Annotated in this window: 15 protein-coding genes and 1 pseudogene; 8 read left to right on the top strand and 8 right to left on the bottom strand. The window is 46.0% G+C overall.

Annotated features, from left to right (window positions below; all coding sequences use genetic code 11):
• Position 1: 1 nt before the first annotated feature.
• Complete coding sequence (locus V202x_RS11500; protein ID WP_145174559.1) at positions 2-3,064, bottom strand: PQQ-binding-like beta-propeller repeat protein; 3,063 nt, start codon at positions 3,062-3,064, stop codon at positions 2-4.
• Between the two features lie 918 nt (positions 3,065-3,982).
• Here V202x_RS11500 and V202x_RS11505 point away from each other — a divergent pair.
• On the top strand, positions 3,983-5,194 hold the full coding sequence (locus V202x_RS11505; protein WP_145174562.1) for a serine/threonine protein kinase: 1,212 nt from the start codon (positions 3,983-3,985) through the stop codon (positions 5,192-5,194).
• A 56-nt stretch (positions 5,195-5,250) separates the two neighbouring features.
• Here V202x_RS11505 and V202x_RS11510 read toward each other — a convergent pair whose 3' ends face one another.
• The 5 genes from V202x_RS11510 to V202x_RS11530 form a co-directional block, all read right to left on the bottom strand.
• Complete coding sequence (locus V202x_RS11510; protein WP_145174565.1) at positions 5,251-8,139, bottom strand: serine/threonine-protein kinase; 2,889 nt, start codon at positions 8,137-8,139, stop codon at positions 5,251-5,253.
• Positions 8,140-8,193: 54 nt separating this feature from the next.
• Positions 8,194-8,826 carry a sigma-70 family RNA polymerase sigma factor gene (locus tag V202x_RS11515; RefSeq protein WP_145174568.1) on the bottom strand — a complete coding sequence of 211 codons (633 nt, stop codon included), beginning with the start codon at positions 8,824-8,826 and terminating at the stop codon, positions 8,194-8,196.
• A gap of 205 nt (positions 8,827-9,031) precedes the next feature.
• The gene (locus tag V202x_RS11520) at positions 9,032-10,576 is read right to left on the bottom strand and encodes a hypothetical protein (protein WP_145174571.1); all 1,545 of its coding nucleotides are present in this window, start codon (positions 10,574-10,576) and stop codon (positions 9,032-9,034) included.
• A gap of 117 nt (positions 10,577-10,693) precedes the next feature.
• Complete coding sequence (locus tag V202x_RS11525; protein WP_145174574.1) at positions 10,694-12,598, bottom strand: multiheme c-type cytochrome; 1,905 nt, start codon at positions 12,596-12,598, stop codon at positions 10,694-10,696.
• A 325-nt stretch (positions 12,599-12,923) separates the two neighbouring features.
• The gene (locus V202x_RS11530; RefSeq protein ID WP_197993347.1) at positions 12,924-14,666 is read right to left on the bottom strand and encodes an adenylate/guanylate cyclase domain-containing protein; all 1,743 of its coding nucleotides are present in this window, start codon (positions 14,664-14,666) and stop codon (positions 12,924-12,926) included.
• Positions 14,667-15,026: 360 nt separating this feature from the next.
• On the opposite strand from V202x_RS11530, the gene V202x_RS11535 reads away from it, so the two are divergent.
• The 6 genes and pseudogenes from V202x_RS11535 (at position 15,027) to V202x_RS11560 (ending at position 21,882) form a co-directional block, all read left to right on the top strand.
• Positions 15,027-16,199: a cytochrome c family protein gene (locus V202x_RS11535; protein WP_145174580.1), complete on the top strand. Its 1,173-nt coding sequence runs from the start codon at positions 15,027-15,029 to the stop codon at positions 16,197-16,199.
• 41 nt (positions 16,200-16,240) lie between these two features.
• A complete protein-coding gene (locus V202x_RS11540) occupies positions 16,241-17,980 on the top strand; it encodes a cyclic nucleotide-binding domain-containing protein (RefSeq protein ID WP_145174583.1) in 1,740 nt (579 codons plus the stop codon).
• Positions 17,977-18,801 carry a hypothetical protein gene (locus V202x_RS11545; RefSeq protein WP_145174586.1) on the top strand — a complete coding sequence of 275 codons (825 nt, stop codon included), beginning with the start codon at positions 17,977-17,979 and terminating at the stop codon, positions 18,799-18,801. Before V202x_RS11540 ends, V202x_RS11545 begins: the two co-directional genes overlap by 4 nt.
• On the top strand, positions 18,798-20,924 hold the full coding sequence (locus V202x_RS11550) for a hypothetical protein (protein ID WP_145174589.1): 2,127 nt from the start codon (positions 18,798-18,800) through the stop codon (positions 20,922-20,924). Before V202x_RS11545 ends, V202x_RS11550 begins: the two co-directional genes overlap by 4 nt.
• A 47-nt stretch (positions 20,925-20,971) precedes the next feature.
• A pseudogene (locus V202x_RS28125) lies at positions 20,972-21,664 on the top strand (DUF2293 domain-containing protein).
• Positions 21,661-21,882: a DUF1653 domain-containing protein gene (locus V202x_RS11560; RefSeq protein ID WP_197993348.1), complete on the top strand. Its 222-nt coding sequence runs from the start codon at positions 21,661-21,663 to the stop codon at positions 21,880-21,882. The pseudogene V202x_RS28125 and the gene V202x_RS11560 overlap by 4 nt, the downstream one beginning before the upstream one ends.
• Positions 21,883-21,898: 16 nt before the next feature.
• Here the strand turns inward: V202x_RS11560 and V202x_RS11565 are convergent, their stop codons facing one another.
• Entirely contained in the window at positions 21,899-22,081 is a 183-nt protein-coding gene (locus tag V202x_RS11565) for a CPXCG motif-containing cysteine-rich protein (protein ID WP_145174591.1), read from the bottom strand.
• Between the two features lie 196 nt (positions 22,082-22,277).
• Between V202x_RS11565 and V202x_RS11570 the strand changes: the two genes are divergently transcribed.
• The gene (locus V202x_RS11570) at positions 22,278-22,499 is read left to right on the top strand and encodes a hypothetical protein (protein ID WP_145174594.1); all 222 of its coding nucleotides are present in this window, start codon (positions 22,278-22,280) and stop codon (positions 22,497-22,499) included.
• A gap of 18 nt (positions 22,500-22,517) precedes the next feature.
• Here V202x_RS11570 and V202x_RS11575 read toward each other — a convergent pair whose 3' ends face one another.
• Positions 22,518-23,693, bottom strand: coding sequence for an NADP-dependent malic enzyme (locus V202x_RS11575; RefSeq protein WP_145174597.1), 1,176 nt, complete (start codon positions 23,691-23,693; stop codon positions 22,518-22,520).
• Positions 23,694-23,712: the final 19 nt, after the last annotated feature.

Genomic DNA, 23,712 nt, shown 5'->3' on the forward strand with positions numbered 1-23,712 from the left:
ACTAATTAGTCGTTACCGTTTCCAGAGCAAACCATGATTTATTCAAATAGCTGCAACTGCAGGCTGCCGAGGCATCGGGAACCAGCACAAGACCACCAGCGGGAATCGCGTTGATCCAGCAACCCGGACGGACACCACCATAGTTTTCAATTTTTGTGTTTTTATTGAAATCGAAATAGCCGAGCGTGGCGGAGCGGAAGAACATCATGTTTTCACAGCTCGCCAGGATGCCGCAACCATAAGAGCGTTTGAAATTAAACGGTTTCGGTTTTCCCGAGAGTAAATCCCAGGCGCCTCCCTGCGCATATACGGTCTTGCCATTAATGAGCGGACGTGACTTGTAATTGGCTTTGGCCTCCCAGGTTTTTTCTCCGGTGTTGCTGTCAAAGACACTGAGTCTGCCCCCAATTTCTGAAGAGAGCCTGAAGCTTGTTGGTTGATAACTCATCAGCAACGCATTGTTTTCAGGGCTCACAGCGAGCGTCGTGCCGTAGATATCCTTACCATTTTTCCAAAGAACATAACCATCCGCGATACTCAGGCAGATTAATTGACCGGTAGGATGATTCTTTGGTTGGGGAAGGGGCTTTCGTTTGGATTCTTTCGTGCGATCAAACTCGGCCAGCTGACGATCGATCAAATAAATCTTATCATCGGCAATTGCAATCGCATTGTGACGAAACGAGTCTTTGGAATCGTGTTGCCATTTCAGACGACCTGTTTTCACATCATACGCAAATAGCCTGTTTGATTCGGTGAGCTGTTTTTTCATGTCGCCGGTTGTATGATGATATCGGTAGGCAACAATATGGCTGGGATCAGCTGCTGAACCGATGATTGCACCATCATGAAAGGCAATGTATCCCCAAGGCTGTTTCACTTCTTCTTCACTGGAAGCATCCTTGGGTGGAGGGACTTCATACGTTTTCACCAGTTGCCCTGTAGCAGCATCCACCTGAAAACATCTCTGCTCATGACGTACAAAAACAAAGTTGTCACCCAGGCAATAGTTACTGCCTGTTCCCGACGCTCCCATCAACTCATCACCATCATAAGCTTTGAGAACCCCTTCGATTTTGAATCGCCATAGTTCATGTCCGTTAAATGCATCAACGGCGATAATGCCGTCGTTTCCCTCATGAAACAGACGTCCGTTTGCGAACAGGGGAGCGGGTCCGCGACCATGCCGGGAAGGAACGACAAAGTCAAAGTCACGATACCAGAGCATGCCTAACTGGCCGTTGACCAGTTTATCGTTACTACAGAGTGAATTTCCCGCATCCGCATATTGGTGTGTCCATTCTCCGGCACCAGGAATTGCTCCACGTCGATCTATTTTTAATTCTCCCGGTTTGCCGTAACAAATGACACCACCATAAGGTCGTTGTAATCGTTTGGCTTCAGTAAGCGAAAGGGACTTCGTTCCCGCCTCAATGGACCGACTGGATACAATCAAATTGGCAACCTTGTTCGGACAGTTTGTTTGATCGAGCGGACGCTGCAATACAACGACTCGTTTTCCATACAATCCTGCTGCTGTCAAATTTTTACGAGCCAGTGCAACCAGCTGCGGATCTGATTCAATGGCAACAACACGCATTTTGGAACGGGTCGCAATTTCATAAGCCAGGGCTCCATCGCCACAACCGATGTCAAAACAATAGCCATGATCGATTTTTGATTTTCTGAGAATTTCTGCAGCCACGTCTGCTATTTTTGAATTTAAGGGAAAGGGAGTTTTGTGTGCGGTTTTCTCTTGCTGACCTGGAGGTATTGAATTGGGAGAGCCAAACGCATAAATCACTCCGCGATCTGTGCTGACGACCAGATTTCCATTGCTCACAGCTAAGCCATAAGCGGTACCTTCCACAGAGGTCGTCCAGAGATTCTTACCCGAATTCAAATCAATCACATCCACAAAACCAGCAGACCCAGAAACAATTTTGTCACCAGCAATAATGATACTTTCACAGGGATGAGCGGCTTTGGCAGACCAGAGTTTCTGAAGGCTTTTCGTTTGAACGAGCTTCCCCTTCCGATCAGGGTTTTCGCTATCAATCCATTGATAGCGGGTGATTGTACCTTTATTTGCCAGTACCAGACCCTCCTTGGTCGCAGCGATTTGACCGCCTCCCGATTTTCCAATCGCCTGACCGTCTGCTGATTTGAAGATCACGCCACTATTTAAGAAAAAATCGCCGATAACAATCGTATCGCCGCCACCTTCTTTTCTGTTTTTTTGTAGATGAAAGTATTCAAATTTCCCTGTGTGGCGATCCATTGACGCAGGGACTGCGCGTCCGGCAGGTACGAGTAGGTGATCTCCAGCAACCGCCAGATATCCCTGTGCGGAGATACCGCTATTGGCATTAGCACCACCGTGCGGCTGAGGCATGTAAATTTGACCTGAATCTTTATTCGACCAGATTTGCGCTCCCGTTTTCGCGTTTAAAGCATAAAGAAAGATACCATCACTGGGCCAGATACCAGATGCAAAATAAACAGTATTATCCGAAACAACAGGTGCCCCGCGCGCTGGCCATTTGGAAATCACACGCTCGTTTCCCACAACCATTTTGTCACCTGGCCCACCTCGGCGTTTCCATAATAACGTTCCATCATCGACCTGAAGGGCATAAAGATGCCCGTCATCACTGGCTACAAACAGTTGATTCTGCCAGACTGCTGGGGCAAATCGAACGGGGCCTTCTGTGTAGAATTCCCAAATCTGTTGACCGGTTTTGAGATCCAGAGCACGTACTTTTCCAGTCACACTGTCACCATAGAAAACGCGTCCCTTGGCGATCACGCAATGATTAGCACGATCATAGGTCAAGCGCGTGCTGCGTGGCCAGGCAGGTTGAGGCGCATGCTCGGTCTGAAGTTTCCAGTGTTGTACAAGTTCCTTAGGCAATTCATCAACCGTGTATCCACTACGATTTGCATCTGCTCGATAAGTGGGCCAATCGGCAGCGAACAGGCTCAGATAAGAAGAACCAACTCCTATGATAATCACTACAACCAAAAACAGATTGAGTGAGATTCGATGATAAACGTATTGCATAATATGTTCTTTACTTTTGCTCACTTCTGGCGTAACCACCACAAATCAACCTCTCATCAATGAGTGGGTTTCAGACCATTTATGGAGTCAATTTTAATTAATTGCTGTCAGATAACGATGAATCGCATTAAGCCGTATTATCCCAGATTACCTGGATAAAGGAGAAAGCTTAATCCAACTTTGGTTTTCATACAATCTTCAGTTAGAAAACGATCGCTTCGTTTGGTTTGCCAGTAAACGAACTCGTTTCAATAAACTCATTCAAACTAATTTTTTATTGTCTTATGATAACTAAAGAGAAGAATTAGAAGGGTAATCTAATAAATCTCCAGGATTCATTTCTTTCTTAATAGAGTATTAATTGCGAATTAATAAAATGTACAATTAAGAACTTCTGTTGTGTCACGTTTTAATGAATTCCTCCTCGCTCCCGACTGCGAGCCTTGAAACATTCCGTGACACTACTGATCCCTAAGCTGTTTTAATTACTGTTCACTCAGTGTGCAAATAGTAATTGAAACCAAGCCCTCATCTCCAGCGATCACCTTTTAGTTAAGTCCTGAAATGACAGAACCTTAGGAACAACACAAACTCATACCTGCAGATTAGACATACCCTTCTTTTAAGTGTCTCTACAAATCAATCATGAGAATATTGTTATTTTTTGTAGCAACAGTGAAGCCACTCACGTTATTAAATGTGTGCCCGATCGTAGTATCTTAGCCATTTTTTTAATTGATGATAATCCGTATGGCCGCATGCAATGAAATCGATGCTAGGGCATACTTTATATAGTATTGGTATCTTCTAATATGATTTCAAATGATCGCTCAAGTCTAAATCTTACCAATAGTAGGGGCGAGAATGAGTGGCCAGTAAATGTGGTCTTAGAATACATTGAAGGGCCAACATCGAATCATGGATTCCGAGAGTCAAAATACAACAGGTCTGTCTGCTGAATTATCGACAGCAGACATATCACTTGAAACGCTGGCAAGCCAATTTCTGGATGAATATCGGCAGTGGTTGAATCCTTCCATTGAAGATTATGCGATTGCATATCCTGAATATGCCGAAGCAATTCGTGAAAGTTTTCCCGTGCTGATCACGATGGAGCAATGGAAAGGGAATCGAGAATACTCGCGTTTACTATACCCACTTCCTGATGAGTTCAATCTCAAACAACTGGGCGATTGTCGATTCATCCGTGAAATCAGTCGTAACAAAACATCAATTTCTTATGAAGCGATACAGGGTGGCTCAAACCGTCGTGTTGCAGTAAAGCTGTTACCCTGGAAGTCAAAAACAATCCCACGCTGGCGGGATCGATTCAAACTAGAGGCCCGCCTGGCATCGAGGCTCAAGCACCAGAATATCGTTTCCCTCTATCATTCAGGAGAAGATCAGGGATATTGTTATGCGATTCTACAACTGGTGAATGGAGTCAGGCTGGATCAAATTATTCAATACCTGTCAGACGAGAACAAAGAAATCCCACATGACGAGCAGACTGAGGCAGTAGCACTCACTTTAACACAAAACAAATGGAACACATTCGCAGGAATCGGACTGCAAATAGCAAAAGCCTTACAATATTCTCATGGCCGAGGAATATTACATTATAACATCAACCCAGAAAACATTTTATTGAATTGTGAAGGGCAGAGTTGGTTAGCCAATTTTACCTTACCACAATTTGCAGAAGGAGTACTCAAACAACAATCTGCAAAAGTGTTACTTTATCAGGCCCCTGAACGCTTTAAAGATCAGCATAACGAACAAAGTGACCTCTATTCTCTGGGAATGGTAATGTATGAACTGGCAACACTCACACCAGCATTCGAGACTCATAAGAGGAGTCAGCTGGCCAATCATATCATTCATAACGAAGTTTTGAGGCCTCGCAAACGAAACGCAAAGATTCCAGTTGACTTTGAAACAATCATTTTGAATTGCATCGCAAAATCGCAACAAACACGGTATCAGTCAGCAAAAGAACTCAGCTTAGATCTGGTGCGATTTATTAATGGAAAGTCTATCAAACGCCGCACGAGATCCCACGATAGTACCAATAAAAAATGGTCTGAGTTCTGCGACAAGAAATGGTTTGAATTCTGGAAAAAAAACTAATGACAACATTAGCTCTGATGAGTTTTGATCTGTTTAAACCTATTAAATAGGGTATTTCATCGCCGAAATGGCGGAGGCTGCTGATCACGCAGAGGACGGCGTCTACCACGTGGGGGACGTCTCAGATTTCCGGGACGACGTAGGGCGCCTTCTGGTTGTAGTTTCTTGAGAACAGCTTTGTATTTCTCAAATTTGTCCCACATCACGATACTATCTACTTCATTTCCCATTTCTTCATAAATATGAGAGAGCTCCTCTGTTGCATCGCGAAGCTCATAATAAATAAAAGGCGCCTGGGATTGTGTTTTCAATTCTGTTTCCAGAATATCAACCGCCCCCTCCAATAAACTGGTTGCTTCTGCTTCGTGTTCTTTTCTATAAAGAATTTTTCCTAACGCAATTTGAAACTTTGCTAACCAGTTTTTATATTCAGCGTATTGAGGAAATTGAACAATGAGTTCTTTTTGTAATCTGATGGCTGCTCTTAACGAAAGCTCAGCTGAATCATGACGTAGACGTACTTCCTCTAAAGTCGCATTCTGTTTTGATAATGCATTTAATACATGAGCCATCTTATTGTGTGCATGGATTAAAGAAATTTTGTATTCCGGAATCGTCGGGTATTCAGAAACCAGACGGCTCGCATGCTGAATTGCTTTTTTTAATTGTGAAAGAAGCGCCTCATTTACTAAGAACGTGGGAACATGTTGAATATCTATTCTTTCATAAGCTTTGACAATGGCCTGACGATAGTCTGCAACATGGGGGTATTCCTGAACCAGATTTTCAAGAATCTGATGCACACGTTCTTGTTTTTTGCTGTCTTCCGACGATTGAGGAAAAGATCGATTTGATATTTGCTGCTGCAGACACAAAGCCAGGAGGTATCGATATTCCGGTTTTGCAGAATTGGAGTGAATCAGCTGTTCAAGAATATCAATCGCTTCTTGCAACCGCACCTGCTTGTACCCTGACTCATTATCAATCAAATGGGGCAGGGGAGTTGCTGATTCTGCTCTGTTTCTCTCAATTTGTTCAGGACGAATTTTACGAGACATCAAATAGAAAGTACGTGCCAGTTCAAAACGAAGCGAAGCTTGATCCGGTTTTTGAGCCAGCGCGGTTTGCAATATTTGTTCTGCCTTGTGATGAGACTGTTTTGCCTCCTGACGTTGCCCCAGATAGCTATAAACTCGACCAATTTCATTTAAAAGAGTGGCAATCGTAAAGGGATCTGATTTTTCGAGATTCTGCTGATAAAGTGTGAGCGACTTTTGGTATGCATCTAACGCAGACTCATAGTCCCCCAGTCGACGATGAATATCACCCACTTTGTGTTGGGCATTTGCCGCTTTTAGCTCAAACTCATGTTGCTCTCCGGTCGATTCAGCCAACTGCTCATAGAACTGTACCATTCCCGCCAATAAATCAGCTGATTCGCGAGACAAAACCGGTTCCGCGTAATCGGCAGTGGTCTTATCATTATCCGATGAGCCAGCACGGCTGGGAACAAATCGGTCAAAGACTCGGTCAAGTGCCTCTGTCGCCAATTGAGAAGACGCTTCAGCACGTTTTCTTTGCTGTCGTTCCTGTTCAAATCCAAACGCAAAAGAGACTCCCAGCAACATTAACAAGATCAGAGCAAGACTCGATAACATGGCAACAGCGGGGTTTCTGCGACTCCAACGCCAAAGACGCTCAATGGCAGTCACGCGCCTGGCTCGAATCGGCCGGTTATCAAGAAAACGTTGCAGGTCTTCAGCTAAATCTCTCGCATTCTGATAGCGATGTTTGGGGTTATGTGCAATCGCTTTGAGCACAACCGTTTCCAGATCGCGTGAAATCTCAGGATTAATACGCCTGAGCGGGACAACCGAGCCATGGGTGATCCGTTCAATCATTTGATGGCGACTTGAACGTTCAATCGCAGGATGTTTTGTCAATAATTCATAAAGCGTGATTCCCAAACCATAAATGTCGCTCTGGGAGCAGGTCTCCCCCCGAAACATTTCAGGTGCCATATAGCCCAGCGTACCCACGATATCTGTTGATTGACTGATATCACTTTGTTCGGCTGCACGCGCCAAACCAAAATCAGTGATACATAGGAGTCCATCACGATCTAAAAGTAAATTTCCCGGTTTAATGTCACGATGCAAAATCCCACGATCATGCGCGTACTGCAAAGCATTTGCAGCCTGGATTCCCAAAGCGGCAATCTTTTGTGGAGTTTTTACATATTCTTCAAAACCGGTTTCCACATGATCTTGTGTTTCTGATTGGTCAAAATTTTCTGGATAAGCATTTCTATTTTTTGAAGCAGCAGCCTCAGTTCCAATCTGAGTTGTCGTGTCACCTGCTACTTTTGGTTTCCTGGATACTTTATCGGCAGCAGTAACAATCATTCTCTGAGCCAGTTCATCGAGCCCGATCCCTTCGATGAGTTGCATCACATAATAATGAAAGCCATCATTCTCACCCACACCATAAACGGGCACGATATTTGTATGATGAAGTGAAGCAGTCAGCTCCGCTTCACGACGAAACCGCTTCAACTGTTTTTCTTCGAGGAGTAGCTGCCGGGGCAACAGCTTCAGTGCGACTCGTCGATTGAGCGATTCCTGAACTGCTTCATAAACCACTCCCATACCACCTCGCCCAAGTTCTTGAACGATTCTAAAATCACCGAGTTTCTTCGGTCTGCTTGCGCCCAAAGAAACTTTCCCATTCGAATCACCGGCATGTTTTCCACCTTCGAGTGCAATGATGGCGGGAAAGTAATCTTCAATTTCGTTTGCAAGATCAGGATAGCGTTCAACATACTCTGAAATGGTAACACTAGTTCCATTTCGGAGTTGAGTGATAAACTCCTCAGCAATCTGCTCCAAGTCGGGGAACTCTGACGTAATCTGATTATTGATTGCTTGCTCTGAACGGGATGACATTGCCTGCTGTCCTGTAAATATTAAGTCTCAACCACTCTCATCACATCCGTCTGACTATTCAATAATACCCGGAATTTGGACGAGAACGGAGCGCAATCTGGTTAATGCTCGAAAATATCGCATACTGGCTGCTTTCGGTTCGATTTCCAGTACTTCAGCGGCTTCAAGATTCGACAATTCTTCAAAATGGCGAAGCACTAATATCTCACGATCCATTTCATTCAGACTTTCAAGCGCCTCATGTAACTGAGCCGCTAACTCTTCTTTGAGTGCTGCCTGACTGGGAGATGACAAATTCCCCAGCAACATGTCTGCTATTTGAAATGAAGTTGAAGCGGAAAAAATCCTGCGTTTTGCTTTTACTTCTCTTCTGACATCGCGTTTTTGTGCTCCCAGATGACGTCGGTGAACATCAATTAGAGTTTGTCCGACAATCGTGCGTAGCCAGATAAAAAAAGAAGTTGCCGGATCATTGAGATAATGTTGAATGCGCGTCGCGGCATCGAGATACGCTTCCTGCAAGACATCATCCGCATCAACTCGACCTAACAAACGTTGATCGATGCGAAAATTCACAATTCGCCAGAGACGATCACGATGCTGACTGTATTCATCGGCAAGAACCCCTTCCGGATCCTGATGTAACCGTTTGAGGAACTCTTCCGAGTTTTCCTGTTCATCTAACAACAAATAGATCTCCCAGCCGATGTAAGTACCGTCGATATATCATGCCTCACACTATTCTAGCTGATAGCCATTAGTGACGACAAGTCGAGACTCTTAGGTAAACCTACTTCGTTTTGTAACGGTTATACTAACATTGTGATCATATCACTCTGGGGAGAATACTATAAAGTAATACGCATGATTGAAGAATTATGCTGGGAGCGCTTTAGAATTTCGCCAGAAATTCAATGCGTGCACCGGAACCAACGCCGCGCGATTCCTGTTTGGAGACAAAGCTATCGAGTAACATTATCCAATGTTGCCCAATCGCTTTCTGATAGCGGATGGCTCCTGCGATAGCACCATCATTGATTCCCTTTGTATTTTTTCGACCGCCTATTTCAAAAATGAGTTGCTGACGGGTCTTATCATAAAACAGTTGGTAGCCGAGACTGGCTCCCGCAGCATCCGTCGCCTGATTACTTAACGGGGCACCATATTGCCCTAAACCGGCTGCAGCAAACAGTAGTCCAACTTGTCCAAGAGGTCCACCTGCCAATGTTCCCCGTGCGGGAGACGTAAACTCATCGATGGCCAGAAACGCATTGAAATAAACCAGATCAGACGAATGGTGCGGCGTCAATGATATCTGGCTGAACAGCAACTCCCCCTGTCCAGAAGCGGCAGTTTCACCTTCATGTGGAAATGACCCTAACACCTGGAATGAAGTATTATAAGTATTATGAAATCCGTGCAGACGCTGAATGGCACTTAAGCCGAAGGCAGTCATACTGCCAAATTGCTGATTGCTGGAATGAACGGTGGCCACATCGGCATTCACCGTGCTGACGGCAAGATCGGTCTCAGTAAAAATACCATACATGCGGGAATCCGGATCACGTACGTTATTATTTCGATTGATCTCCCCCTCAACATAGACACCCGTAATTCGCATATTCAAAATGCCTCCGCCGTTGACTGTATTTCGCGTCACGGTAACGGCATCAACCATATCCTCATTAATCAACAATCCCTGCTGAAACGACATCGGCTGTCGGCCCACTGAAAAACCGATGTCGTATCTGTGGACATCATAAGGGTCCAAGTTCGGAAAAATCTCTCCAAAATCACCTTCAAAAAAGAGTGTCTGGATATCTGCATTTAAACCATCGAGCCATCGACCATCGTGGAAGTCATAACCTGTGAACAGCCTGGAAGCTGTCAGCTCTTTATCGAGTGAACGCAGCCCTAATAAAATTCGCTCTGTTCCTGAGAGATTCAATTGCCCAAACAGATCAAGCCGATTGGCCCATTCCGTAGTATTGGTTCCCGTTCGGTTATTAAAATAGTTCAGGCCAGTGCGATAGGTACCGAAGACCCAGATCGAAGGCCGCCAGACCGCACCAGTGGGAATGACAATCCCTTGATTCAAAAATCCAATATCCAGGAACTTTTCGTTTGTCTCAACCAGTAAATTGGGACGATCGGGAATCGGTTGTAACCCGATCGCATACTCATCTAAGGGAGATTCCGAAGTGTAGTGTTCCGCACAAATCAGTCTCTCGCCAAAGTGCGCCAGTGGCTCAGCAGGCGCTGCCAAGATCTCTAAAAGCGTCTCACCTAGCTTCCAGTAGAGTGGATCGTGATCATGTACCAGACTCGGATCGTATTCAACACGTTCGGCGAATGGGTTAATATAGGTCTCGCCGTACTTTTCAAGTTCGAGATCTTCTATTTCTTGACTCTCGTCTACAGCGGGAGGAAGAAACACTCTCCCTGGCTCCTCAAGATCCTGCGCAACAACGATCCCTGCATACAATAGGATTGTATGTATGAGTAGTAGTCGTAGAGAGCGCTGATGGTTAATTATCATATCCAGAAATCTGTCTTAGCGAACACAGATTGTTTCTACCTTTTCGTATAAAACCATGTGTCCTTCAACAACGCCATCCGCAATATTTCGGGCGGACATGCCATAATCAAATCCGACATCGGAAATTTCATGCACTAAGTTGACCGGCACCATGCCCGCGATCATTTGGATACGAACGGTGTAGTTTCCTGGTCCTGTCAACTGACTGCGTGATAGATGGTATTTAGCCAGACGGCTGCTTCTGGGTGGTATGTTTTGCTTTTGTTTTCGTGCACCCGTAGGACGTCCCAGAACAGTAAAGGGACGTGTCTCTGGTCGAAAATAGGGGAGTGGATCAAGAGAATAGGGAACGTTGAGAACTTGCTCACGTTCCCCTCCACGAATATTGCGTGTGATAAATCTTGATTGCAGCGTAAAGAGCTGTCGATCGAGAGGCACTTTTCCATTATGCACATACAACGAATGTGAATCCCGAATATCACCATTCGGATCCAGGTCTCCCGATTGAAAGACAAGTCTGCCATTTTGATCCCAGACCATTGTCCTTAAAAAGACAACACGTTCTGCATCGAACCCGGTTGGTACCCCATGCCCCAGTGTAATATTGGAAACAGGGACACAAAACTTCAATCCATAACCGTTTGCTTTTTCTACCTGTATGTCTCCCAAATGATAACCTGCCTGCAAAATTTGCAGCCTCTGTGACGTTGCCTCAGCGAGTAATTCATATTGATCGTTTAAAATCTGTCGGGCCTTGATCCGCATCACCTGATCATCCCACGGAGGCGGAAAGTAAGTCCCCTTGGTTACATGCTTTTCAAAAACAGGCGTTCCCCAACCTCCGGCGTCATCGAAGACAAGCCACTCACGCATGGTGGCAAGCCCTTCGGCTGTTTTCGGATCTGAACCTTCCTCACGAACCGCTTTGGGATTATGTGGAAAGAGGCCCCGATGAATGATCGGATAGTCAGGACCAATCATCATATGATTTGTATGCTTACGGACTGGCGTCTTCACATTACCAACGATAGCAGCAGGAGAAAAACTGTAACCTTTGGGCTCACCTGGTACGGCTCCCATATGACAATCCTGACAGTTTTCTTTGAACTTCTTAGCGGAAGGCGAATGTTTAAATTCACTGAAGGCGTCTTCTAATCGAAACCCGTTGGGCGCAAAAACGTCATGACAACTGCCGCAGAAACCAGGCGTGATCAACTGGAAAAACCGATACGCTTTCGCGTGAACTTCACGACCTTTGATATGTGGATTTTCCGTTGTTTTCAAAACACCATACTTATCCGGATTTGCCAGGACCTCCGCGAGTCCTTCATCACCATTGGGACCATACACGACCTGATTGATGTCTCCACTGACCAGCGCCTGTCGCCCTGCGCCTTTCCCCCACGCCTGATTAATTCGATGACAGTTGACACAAGTCACTCCTTCACGCGATGAAGGGGGGCGATCAAGATTGCTCATATTTATGGGTTCGGATAACGCCATACCAACGGGTGTGTGGCAACGAATACAAAAATCCCCCAAGGTGCCGTTATTCAGTTTGATGAGTTTATTTGACATCGCATTGAAGACCGGACTGAGCTGTGCATACGCATGAGGTGAGACGGACCATTCGCGATAATGCTGTGGATGACATTTGCCACACTTGGCGGCAGAAGGGAAGGGGTCATCGACAAAGCAGTCAGCATGTGCTTTATCAACGACATAATCAAGCACATCCTGGGAATTTTTGCTCGTCTCTGTGTTTGTTGAATTCTCAGATCCAAAGAGGCTTACAAAGCCTTTGTCTTCTGCCTGGGCCTCCTGAAAAGCAAGATTGGGTAGCACGAACGCGCAGAGGCCCAATGCGATCGCAAAACTACGATAAGGCCTGGCTTGATTCTTACTGGGGAAGGGTTCCATCCCTCTCCTCCTGAAAAACACGGGACATATTGTCCGCGCATAATGAGACTGAAATTGTGATGTCAGCAGAATTGTTGCAGCAGGCTTAATAGGTATAATCGGAATAAATTAACATTCTGTTAACGAATTAACAGAGTTGATTGGCAAGTATCCAGGAAAAGATGAGCGACAAATTCACCGACTTAACTAGCATTCAACGCAGCCACCCTAATATCTCAACATTGGATCTACCAAGCAGTTGACACCTAAATGAATGCCATTTCATTCGCGCGCAAAGTAATGAAAGCATGCCCTTTCAAAATACCAAGAAGATCTCTACTTCGACTTACTTCTCAAGAGAAATGACACCATCCCAATCTGCTGGTGCCTTGTAATTGTTACAAGCAATCTGAAGCAGCAAGAAATCTTTGGCACGATCCTTCGGTGGCAAATGCCCTAGCAAGTCAAGTGCGCGTTCCCAATCTCCTTCAATAAACGCCTCGACTGCTGCTTCAAAATCTAGAATATTCCGATTTGAGATCGAGCTTTTCCCTTCAGAAGGCAGTAATTCATAAATGGGAAATGGTGTTTCAAATCCGGCGGGACGAAATATTCCGATACGTCGACAACGTCCTTCCGTTTCAGGAAGCAGGTTGCGCACATCGGAAGCCGTTTGCTCATCGATGAGAATGGGAACGCCAATCTGCTTTGTCATGCCTTCCAGTCGAGATGCCAGGTTCACCACAGGACCAAATACACCGACTTTCGCCTGCTCCCTGGTCCCAATTTTTCCAGCGATTGCCTGACCACGGGTGATTCCAATTCCAACTTCAAATCCACTGAGTTCATTTTCCTTAGAACTGTTCGATATTTTAAACATTCTTTGAATGCGCAGCGCTGCCAGACAGGCCGGAATCGCACCTTTAGACAACGGCAAAGGCCAGCCCCAAAACCCGAGTGCACTGTCTCCCTGAAAATCGGCAATCACACCATTCTGACCGCTAATACTCTGAGTCATGACTCCCAACGCATTTTTTAATCGCCCCAGAAAATGATGTAGATTCTTACCAGCCTGCTCTGTCATATGGGAGAATCCTCGCAGATCACAAAACAAAACTGCTGTGTCGGTTTCTGTTGGTTCCAGAGTGTGTTTGGCATCATCTTTGGAGACCATTTTGATGATGGCGGGTGAAAAGAACTGCTGAATCCCGGAAAACCGGTCTTCCAGCTCATGCACTCGACGAATCGCAGACAGCATTTGGGCCACCAACTCAACCAGATTCAAATCGTCCTGTAAGTCATCCGTTGATAAATATGCCTTTGAAGGTGATTCTTCACCATAACGACCACAAGTATAAAGACACCACTTCTTATTTCCATCTGTGTTTACCGGCGTACAAAAAGCCCATCGTCCATTTGCCAGCGGTGCTCCCGTTCGGTTCTTCTCCACTTCGATTGCTGTTTCATTTTTCTTCAAGACATCACGTACCAAGGACCTGACAATCGACACACGCCTGAACCCCGGAACCGGCTGCTCCCAATGGACAACACTCCATTTCTTTTCACCGTCGCTCTCGATGATTGCCACGACATCTGCATGGTTCATCACATCTTTGAGTATTTGAGCCGCTTGACTAGCCAGATTATCTTTGTCCTTGCAAAGCCATAATGTTGGCACTAATTTGGAAACGGCCTCGATTCTCAAATCTGTCGTACGTAAGCTGAATTCCGTCAGAATATCAGAATCAGTATCCAGGTCATCCAGGATTTGTAATATGCCTGAGTTCGGCGTTCGATCGACCGATTGAAATTCTGTCGCACCAATTTGAAATTTCTCGCCGACCGATACACTCAACTCACTGTAATACTGATTGTCGAACCAGATTTGATTCCTCACACTGGGAAAACAGCGAATATTGAGACGTCTCTGGTGCCGTTCGAATTCTGCATGCATCCGTGAAATGGTGGAATCCCAGGGAACTGCGAAGTCGTTCTCCGCACTTCGACCTAACAACAATGTCTTCGAGTCAGGAATATCCCATTCAATCTTTTCGCCTGGTCTTGAGCCTGTTGCAATGAGATGCATCATTGTTGAGTTCCGTTTTGTCATTGACTTTCAGATGTGATCCAATATGGGATTGACTTTGACTCTCTCTACCCGTCTGATAGAGATATGATCACAAAGCCCAGTATTCAAAACGCATTTTTGGATGAATGGCAACACCCCTTTCCTTAAATAGTCACGTTTTTTTCTAACAAAAAAGTCAATTTTTCGAGTAGTAAACGGTGAGCATCCACCGTTACTTATGTGTATGTTGTAAATTTTCCTTTCGATTTACATGTACTCGACAGGTCATACATTCCGGCAGTTCTTTGGCGAAAACAGACCACGATAATTGACAAAATTGCTATATCCCTTCTCCTAATTCAGACATAGAAAGTTTCTATAATGAACTGCACTTCATGCAGAATTCGTCGACTTAAACCAATCAATTGTCTGTTTTTGATGATGTTTGTTTGCCTGCTCCTGCAAATTGTTGTATCCACTTTCTCGGAAGAGATGTACGCAACCGAATCAGTGGCTGCAACAAATGTTGAGAGCAAACAAGAAAAGATCAAAAAGATCATGGGAGTCACCAATGCAGACTGCAAGAAGTGTCACCCCTCTGAAGTGGCAACCTGGATGAAAACAGTGCATGCGCAATCGCCCGATATGCGGCTCTACAAGTTTGAGGGCAATACAAAGAAGTATGCAACCGCCATGGGAATCACAAGTGCCAGCTTGCTGGCGGATTCCATGTGTGCCGACTGTCACGCCACAAAAGCAGTGCGAGACGGTAAAGTGAAAGTCATCTCGGGTGTCTCATGCGAATCATGCCATGGCGCCGCGGGGGGAAAAGACGGCTGGCTGAATCGTCATCAGTCTTATCATGCCAGCATGCCGATTCCGCGGGCTGAAGAAACTGCAGAACATCGGGAAGCACGTCTCAAACACTGTGATGAAGCGGGGATGATCCGTTCCTCCAATCTCTATGGTCTCTCGAAGGCCTGCATGAAATGCCATATTATTGGCAATGAGAAGTTAATTGCCGCGGGACACAAGTCAGCGAGTGCCTTTGATTTTGCATCCTGGTCGAGTGGAGAATTGAAACACAACTTTCTGGTTGATAAAACAAAGAACGCAGATGCCCCCACACTCTGGATGGAACGCACCGGCGGAACGGCCGAGAATCGCAAACGGGTCAAATTTGTCGTCGGCACTCTGACTCAATTAGAGGCAGCACTGCGTCAACGTGCAGATGCAACGAATCCAGCTGTCATCCCTCAAATTGCAGGCACTGCCGCGGCTGCGAATGCCAAGCTTTCACAAATCAATGCATTTGCTCCTACACCCGAAGTTCAAAAGGTGACCACTTTGATCACGCCCCTTCTGGGAACGCTGTTTGTGCCTCAGCCAAGTGACAAGACAACGTATAGCCAGGCAGCAGATCAAGTGGCAGAGCAAGCGAAACTGTTCGCTAAAAATCACAATGGTGCAAAACTGGCAGGCCTGGACACAATGATTAACCAATTACCACCACACTTTTCCCAACAATACAAAGAAAAATATCTCAAAAACTAAACCGTCTTTCATTTTTCAAGTCACAAACAAGCGCTTACGCTATGTCAGACCCATCCATTTCACGACCACGTCGCTGGGATAAACCCTTCTCACTCGAAGTCGGGAGTGAAGATGAGATGACTGATGATATTGTTGACTCGCTTCTGCAATCACCTCCCTTTTCTCAAATCGATCCCGAAGGGTTTAAGAAATCGCTACCACTTCGTGAAATCATGAAGAATGATTCTCGAATCATAGGGTTTGATGATGGCGATATCATTATAAGGCGAGGTGACTGGGGGAATTCCGCCTTTTTCGTGCTTTCAGGAACGGTTCGTGTCGATCTGGAACGGAAACAGACTTCGTTACCCGATGAAATACTGGGACGTCGCGTCAGCAAGGTAAAAACGTTTTTTGAATCGATCGCTCAACTTTGGAAAAATAACAAACATCCTGAAGTTCGCGAAATTGCTTCAACCGGTAACAAACCGACGTTCAACACACGTATCTCGCATGGAAAGACTCGAATTTATCTTCAAGAAGTTTCAGCGGTACTCGACAAATATCGGACTGCAAAACTTGAAGCAGGCCACTGGTTTGGAGAACTGGCTGCCTTGGGACGAACCAGCCGTGTCACCACAGTTTTCTCGGAAGGTGTGTCGCAACTTCTCGAAATCCGCTGGCAGGGAATTCGCGATATCCTGCGGTATGATCGAAACAGAAGCCTGAAGCAGTATATTGAAGACGTCTTTCGAGAGCGCGCGCTGGCTGCTTTTTTGCGAACCGACCCTCTGTTTCACGACTGTGAACCAGAGTTGCTGCAACGGATCGTGGATCAAGTCGAATTTCATACTTACGGCAACTACGACTCTCACAAGCCGTTTAAGGAATTAATAAAAGACGGCGATAACAATACTGATGCGGGAGAACCGGTCATCATTGAAGAAGGGGATTACCCGAACGGCATCGTGATGATTCGCAGTGGCCTGGCAAGAATCAGTAAACGCCATTACAACGGACGACGCACAGTCGGCTATTTGTCACCCGGCCAGATCTTTGGATTAGACGAAATTCAAGCAGAACTTGAGTCTCTCACTCCGGTAGCCTGTCGTACTCAACTCAGTGCCATCGGCCATTTAAATGCAGTACTCGTTCCCACTCCACTGGTTGAAGAGATTCTCCAAGCCAAACAATCTCCCGAAATCATACCATCAAATAAAAAGACAAACACCTGCCGCCCTACAGGCAGTCATACGGTCAAATTACATGATGACCTCCTCCTTAGTCAGCTCGTTGATCACCATTACGTACAAGGGACTTCCTTGATGGTGATCAATCTTGATCGTTGTACACGCTGTGATGATTGCGTACGAGCGTGTGCCACAGCGCATGACAATAACCCTCGTTTTGTTCGGCATGGGCCGATCCTCAATCAATACATGATTCCCAACGCCTGTCTGCACTGTGTTGATCCGATCTGTATGATTGAATGTCCTACCGCCGCGATTCAACGTGATCTCGATCATGGTGATATTGTCATCAATGAGCAAACCTGTATCGGCTGTGCTCAGTGTGCAAGTAATTGTCCTTTTGACGCCATTCGTATGGTCGATATTCGAGATTCAAAAGGCGAGATCATTGTCGATTCCAAATCTCACGTCCCACTCACACAGGCTACAAAGTGTGATCTTTGTATTGACCAGAAAAGTGGCCCTGCGTGTGAGCGTGCTTGTCCTCATGATGCTCTATTCCGTGTTGACATGCATGATGCATCCAAAGTGGAAGAGGTGTTTTCGCCATGAGGAATCTTCTCTTCCAGCAAAGATTCACTGTCGCTGCGTTTGCAATTCTTTCTTTACTCATGATTGCAGGCTATTATTTCTTTTCCATCACACTCTCAAAAACATCATTTGCCAGCGGAACAATTTTGTTGATCTGTATCTTTATTCTGGCAAGTTATCAGCTGCGTAAAACATTCTCGTTTCTATCAATGGGAAGTACCTCTGCCTGGCTTCAGTTTCATATCTTCATCGGACTCTTCTCCTGTTTACTGTTTGCCCTCCATGTAAAATTTCGGATTCCCAATGGCTTTTTTGAAACACTCCTGTTCCTTTCATACCTGACTGTGTTTCTCAGTGGTGTCATCGGATGGTTTTTGTCGCGTAGCATACCGTACCGACTCTCATCTCGTGGAGAAGAAGTCATTTTCGAACGCATTCCAATCCATCGACGTAACATACTCGATAAAGTTGAATCATTGGTATTTGACAATCAAGATTCCGCTGCCAGTAAAGCGATTCCTGATTTCTATCAGAAACATTTACAAGCATTTTTTGAAGGTCCCAGTAACCTGATGCGACACATATTGCATTCAGAACGCCATCGACATCACTTATCGCAAAAGATCACGGCGATGAAACCGTTTCTCAACGAGCAGGAACAAATCACAATGCAGCAAATCGTCGAGCTAATTCAGCAAAAAGATGATCTCGACTACCAATATGCATTGCAAGCGTTACTAAAGCTATGGCTCTTCGTGCATGTGCCATTAACATACTCACTGATTCTCTTTGCGTTGTTTCATACAATCGCCGTTTGTGCCTTTGCGAGTACGAGTGGATGACTGAACCGTTACAATCATTCGACTGGAAGAGCAGCAATTATGAACGCCCCAAGGATAGTTGGGTTTGTGGGCGTGTCTGTGAGTCAGGCACGCCTTGCCGATTAGGTCCCAGTAGTAAAGGTGAATGTCAATTTCAAAGCCGTTGCCAACCAGAGGAGAAGGGGGGGCGATATACTTGTACGCGTTCTGTAGTAAATGGCGGTAAGTGCAAAGAAGGCCCGTCTGCTGAGGGAACCTGCTGTCAGCCTAAGACAGACTGCCAGCCGCGACGCAGTCTGCTTGCAAAACGCCTTCTCCTGGGAATTTTCGCAGCGATGATTGCCGGGACATTGTGTCTCATTTCTTTCAACCGCTTCACGGCATCGACTCTACTGACTCCCGGAAAAGTCACCAAATCACATGCCAATCTGGAATCAAATTGTAGTGCCTGCCACACTGCGGCAGAAGGAGGGCTCACAACCTGGATTCAGACTGCGTTTGACGGAGAAGCAGCACTGAAAGATTCAGCGCTGTGCCTGAAATGCCACACAGAAATGGGTGAGAATGCCCTCTTTGTACATGGAGTCTCGACAGACCGATTAACTGAGATCACAGAACAGTTTCAAGCAAAGAGTGAGATTACATCAACACCGTTCGCCTTGAAGCTTGCTGCATTCACGGGACCCCCTGCGACAAACCATCAACTTGCCTGCTCCACCTGTCATCGCGAACATCATGGCAGAGAAGCAAGTCTCACACATTTAACAGACCTTCAATGCCAGTCATGTCATACCAGGCAATTTGAGAGTTTCGAACACGGACATCCCACTTTTGAAGACTATCCTTACGAACGCCGATCACGGATTTATTTTGATCATGCGGCACACCTTAATCGTTATTTTGTGAAAGACGAGTTCAAACGTACGATGCCAAATGGGCAAAAGCCAGACTCTTGTCGCTCTTGTCATACTCCAGATGCCACAGGTCGCATCATGCTGACGGGGAGCTTTGAAAAGACCTGTGCCAGTTGCCATGAGCCTCAAATTGAAGATATTGAATTTCCAGGTGTTCCATTTTTTGCACTCCCCGTCATCGCTCCCTCCATGATCCAGGGTCAGGGAGAGTGGCCGAACACTCAGGGGACGTTCCAGACCGCCAAGTTACCACAGTTCATGGAATTGCTGCTTGCAAATGATCCTCAATATCAAAATGCCATCGAACAACTGGGAGATCTCGATTACCGCAAACTAAATAATACGATGTCAGAACAACACGCTGCGGTAGCTGAAATTGCCTGGGCAATTAAAAAATTGCTGTATGACATTACTAATCAGGGTGAAGCGGCATTAAAGCAACGTCTGAAAAACAGAGCACCAGAATACTTAAATCTCAGACCTTCTATTATTCCCACGTTATCGCAGGCTCAGCAAATCTGGTTTCCAAATCTGTCTACGGAAATGAAAAACCATCTGGAGAAAAAACCAATCCTGAATGAGCCAAAGAAACAAAATCAAGAATCGCCACGCACATTGCCGATCAACAAAGCGAATGGCTGGTATCTTTCAGAAGCAGATTTCACCATTCGCTATCGCCCCATTGGACATGCTGATCCGCTCATTAAAGGCTGGTTAGATCAAGTCATTCAAACGAAAACAGAATCATTAGATGATTCGAACATGTGGCGGATTTTCTCAAACCCGACTGCTTCCGGGACGGAGGCGTCAAATGGTGCGCTGGCGTCAGGTCGCTGTCTTCTCTGCCACTCTGTCGATGAAAATCGGGAAAACGGAACTTCAACAATCAATTGGCTGCCTTTCCAGTCGCATCAATCCGAAGAGCAATTCACAAGATTTTCACATGCACCACATCTTATCACAGATCAAAAAAACAACTGTGTTCATTGCCATCAGTTTGAGAAGTCTGTAAAAGAGGAGCTCCAGACTTTGCAGAGTGATTATTTCACTCGCAATCAAACCAATTTATTCTGGCAGATCAATCGTAATAGCCGGCAAACCTGTACCAGCGGCTTCCAGCCGATCAGTCGGCAAACATGTGTTACTTGTCATAATAAATCAACGGCGACACAAAGTTGCTTACAGTGCCATCAATACCATACACATGATCTCACAGTCACATCAGACTAGGACTTAACACGACAAAATTATAATCCGGACAAGGATGTTGAAGGACAATGAGCAACTCTATTTTCTCACCGGGTTCCACGCCAGAGACTGTAAAATCTGCTGACGGCAAAGAGGTATCGCCCCCTGAAGGCTGGAATTTACTGCATCCCGGTGATGCCGCATTGACTCGCCGTGTGAAAGCAGCAGGCGACCACTGGATCGTTCAGGAAAAGAAGGGCAGAAAAATTTTCTCTCACGGAGTTTGGGCACCGGCAACCACCATTAATCAAATTCGCTAAGCATTAGAAGCAGAACGTTCAACAGAACAGTATGCCAAACGTAAAGCCGCAAGTGCCCGCCGACGAGAGAAAATTCAAACGGAATACGTCGATGATTTCTTTCGTGCCGTCTGCACATTTCTTGATTTTCATCCCGATTATAAAGACTTAGCACATCAAATGGCACATGCTATCACCCAACATGCGACCCCCGTCGGAAGTGGTACGGTTGCTCGAACCAAGAGAATCCCGGTTGAACAGCGAGCTGAAGCAGCCGTCATCGCCTGGATGCGACACCAGACCACTGCCTACGACATGATGACAATTCCAAGAGTCAAAGGGAAACGGCGCGAAGTAAGGCGCATGCTGGCGCAACGCTCTAACGAGTTATTAAACCAATATCGTCGAGGTGAATCTGTTTCAGCAGATTGTCCACTTCAACAAGCGATGGCCCAAACATTGGCACAAGAGGAATTGGCATGAAAAACGGGCGTTACCAACATTATAAGGGCAATGAATATATTGTGATTGGCGTAGCACGTCACAGTGAGACCGAAGAAGAACTGGTTGTCTATCGACAAGACTATGGCGAGCGAGGACTCTGGGTTCGACCAAAAGAAATGTTTCTGGAAATGCTTGATGTGGAGGGGGAGCAGATCCCTCGTTTTCGGTTTGTCGGACCTGAAGCAGATTCACATTGATGCTCTTCAGAGGCGGTTATTCACCCTCTGCCCAAACCCGAATAGCTCCATCTGGCTCAACTTCGACGTGAACCACATTCGGATGGCAGCAGACCGGACAATCTTCGACATACTCTTGAACGGCTCCCGCCGACATATCAATGGGAATGACGATATCTTCACCACAGGCATCACAAAGATAAGCTGCTTCTTCCTGCATGGTTTGTCGATCTAATTCTTAACTGAAAGCTGTTTTTTAACGCTACCAATTACATAAGTGCTGTTTTTTATCACATCTGGCGAACCATTCTATCCCTCAATGTCTCTCTCTGCTAGAATGAAAATAATGACATTTTAACAGACCGACCTAGAGATCGATCAGAGTCGATATATACGTCTCACCGGAGAATCGCCCAATGGCTAAGAATAAACAACAAAAAAAGAAGGAACGCGAACGACGCGTCGCCAAGAAGAAACTCGCCGCGAGTGCCAAAAAACGCACTCAGGAAAAGTCAACCAATGAGTCTCAAAAGGGGGTTCTAGACAGATCCAGCCTCATGAAAGCGGCAGTCCCAAAGCCTGACCGTGTTGTGACAAACAAGAAGAGCACGTTCACTCAACGTCGCACTGGCGGTTGAAGCAACGACACCATTTTTTCAGGACAGACTGGCAGCCTTAGCGACAGCATCAGCCACTTGAGGTGCGACACTCCGATCTAACGGATCGGGTAAGACGCGATCTGGAGTCGGATCAGTCGTCGCATCAGCCAGGGCATGCGCCGCCGCAATTTTCATTTCTTCCGAAATCGCAGGAGCGCAAGCATCCAAAGCACCTCGAAAAATTCCCGGAAACGCCAGGACATTATTGATCTGGTTGGGAAAATCACTGCGTCCGGTTCCCACCACGGCTGCACCACCTTGTTTCGCGTCTTCGGGCATAATCTCAGGAATAGGGTTAGCCATCGCCAACACAATCGAATCTTTTGCCATTTTTGAAACGTCATCGACTGTAAGTAAGTTCCCTTTGCTCACACCAATGAACACATCTGCTCCCACAAGCATTTCCTGTAATGTTCCCACTCGATCCTTGCGATTCGTATACCGCAACAATTCCTGTTTGTATTCTGCCAGATCAGAGCGGTCTTTATGAATTGCCCCCTTTGAATCACACACAACAACATCGTTGACTGACACACAGACTTCTGTACTATGCCCTACACATCGCAAGAGACGCGCGATTGCCGTACCCGCAGCACCAGCTCCATTAATGACGACTTTCAGTTTTGTGAGATCTCGATCTAATACTTTCGCAGCGTTGATCAATGCCGCAAGAAGTACAATCGCCGTTCCGTGCTGGTCATCATGAAAAACGGGAATGCCGATCTCCTGTAACCGCCGTTCGATCTCGAAGCATCGGGGAGCCGAGAAATCCTCGAGATTGATTCCACCAAAAACGGGAGCGATTTGTTTGACTGTCGTCACAATTTCGTCAACATGCTGCGTATCCAAACAGATTGGCCAGGCATCGATGTTGGCGAACTCTTTGAATAGCAGCGCTTTCCCCTCCATGACGGGTATCGCTGCATGTGGACCAATATTTCCCAGCCCGAGTACGGCAGAGCCGTCACTCACAACGGCAACACTATTGTGCTTGATCGTCAGCTCGCGCGCTTTGCTTTGATCTTTTGCAATGACCTCGCATGGTCGTGCGACCCCCGGTGTGTAAGCCAATGATAAATCATCGCGGTTGCTAATTGGTATCTTACCCATGACACCAATTTTTCCACGCAATTGTTCATGCACGATGAGGCTTCGCTCAAAAAAATCTGACATGTTTCGCAGTCTCTTTCTT

Origin of the sequence: Gimesia aquarii (assembly GCF_007748175.1) — a bacterium.
In the GTDB taxonomy this organism is placed as follows: Bacteria; Planctomycetota; Planctomycetia; order Planctomycetales; family Planctomycetaceae; genus Gimesia; species Gimesia aquarii_A.